Raw genomic sequence first — 2,049 nt, 5'->3', positions numbered from 1 at the left:
ACATACAACTCACCCGCAACACCCGGAGCCACCAACCCCAACGCACCATCCAGCACATACACCCGCGTGTTCCACACCGCACGACCGATCGGCGGAGTGGTGTCGCCGGTCAGCGGCTCGGTCATGGTCGTCGCGACGGTCATCTCGGTGGGCCCGTAGGCGTTGACGACCTTGCGGCCGCCCCTGGCCCAGCGCGCCACCAGTTCGGCCGAGCACGCCTCGCCGCCCGTGACGACGCAGCGCAGGGTGTCCAGACCGGCCTCCGGGATCGTGGCCAGCACGGGGGCGGCCAGCTGGAGGTGGGTCACGCCGTGGGTGGAGATGGCCTCGGCCAGCTGGTCGCCCACGATGTGCCGCTCCGGGTCGGCGAGCACCAGCGTGGCACCGGCCAGCAGCGCCATCACGGTGTCGGCGACGGACGGGTCGAACGTGGTGGACACCGCCTGCAGGACGCGGCTGTCCGCGTCGATCTCCAGCCGGTCGATGTGCACCGCTGCGAGGTTCCCGATGCTGGCGTGCGTGATCAGCACGCCCTTGGGCAGCCCGGTGGAGCCCGAGGTGTAGATGACGTACGCCGGGTGCTCCGGCCTCAGGGCGGTGCCGCGCTCCGCGTCGGTCGGATCGGTGGCGTCGTACCCGGCGCAGAGCCGCTCGCCCTCGGCGATCGGCAGCGTGCGGTACGCCTCGCCGGCCGGGACGCGGGGGTCGTCGCCGGACGTGAGGACCAGGACGGGCCCCGCGTCGCCGAGGACGTGGGCGATGCGCTGCGCGGGCTGGCCCGGGTCGACGGGCAGGTAGCCGGCCCCCGCCTTGGAGACGGCCAGGAGGGCGACGAGCCATTCCACCGAGCGCGGCACGGCGACCGCGACCAGGGTCTCGGGGCGCGCGCCGTACTCGATCAGCAGCCGCGCCAGGCGGTTCGCCCGGCGGTTCAGCTCCGCGTAGTCGAGTTCCTGCCCGGTGGCGACGACCGCCGTGGCGCCGGGGGTACGGGCCGCCTGGGCCTCGAAGAGGTCGGGCAGCGTGCCGGCGGGCAGGGCGCGGTCGGTGGCGTTCCAGCGGTGCAGCACGGTGTCGCGCTCGTCCGTGGACAGCACGTCGAACGCACCGATCCGGGTGTCCGGTGCCGCGGCCGCGGAGGCCAGCCAGCGTCCGAACCGCTCCATCAGCACCTGCACGGTGCCGTGGTCGAACCGGTCGGCACTGTAGTGCGCGAGGCCCTGGATCCCGCCGGGGCCGCCCGCCCCGTCCTGGCGCTCGACCAGCTCGATGCCGAGGTCGAACTTGGCGTCGGCGGGGGCGGGCGGCAGCGGGGTGACGTCCAGGCCGGGCAGCCGCAGCGTGCCGTCCGGCGTGTTCTGCAGGGCCAGCATCACCTGGAACAGCGGGTGCCGGGCCAGCGAACGGGGCGGGTTGAGGACCTCGACCAGTCGCTCGAACGGCACGTCCTGGTGGGCGTAGGCCGCCAGGTCCGTGTCCCGGACCCGGTCCAGCAGCTCCCGGAAGGTCGGGTCGCCGGAGGTGTCGGTGCGCAGCACCAGGGTGTTCACGAAGAAGCCGATGAGGTCGTCGAGCGCCTCGTCGGTGCGGCCCGCCACCGGGGTGCCGAGCGGGATGTCGGTGCCCGCGCCGAGCCGGGTCAGCAGGGCCGCGAGGCCCGCCTGGAGCACCATGAAGAGGCTGACGTTCGCCTCCTTGGCCAGCGCGGTCAGCTCGCCGTGCAGCGCCGCGTCGAAGCCGAACTCCACCGATCCGCCGCGGTAGCCGGGCAGTTGCGGGCGGGGCCGGTCGGCGGGCAGCTCGATCTCGTCGGGCAGCTCGGCCAGCGCCTCGTACCAGTAGCTCAGCTGGCGGGCGATCGGGCTCTCCGGCTCGGTCTCGTCGCCGAGCACCTCGCGCTGCCACAGGGTGTAGTCCGCGAACTGGACCGGCAGCGGCTCCCACTCGGGGACGCCGCCCGCCGCACGGGCGGTGTACGCGGCCGACAGGTCCCGGGCCAGCGGGGCCAGCGACCAGCCGTCGGCCGCGATGTGGTGCAGCACGACCAGC

General features: G+C 74.0%; 1 protein-coding gene. It reads right to left on the bottom strand.

Annotated elements, in window-relative coordinates; all coding sequences use genetic code 11:
• Window positions 1–2,049, bottom strand: a 2,049-nt coding sequence (locus ACFYW1_RS38970; RefSeq protein WP_389004576.1) for an AMP-binding protein, incomplete at both ends; no start/stop codon positions are given.

The organism is Streptomyces sp. NPDC002669, from assembly GCF_042889165.1.
Taxonomy (GTDB): domain Bacteria; phylum Actinomycetota; class Actinomycetes; order Streptomycetales; family Streptomycetaceae; genus Streptomyces.
The sequence above is the reverse complement of the archived record's forward strand: the minus strand, read 5'-3'. Positions and strand labels throughout refer to the sequence as shown.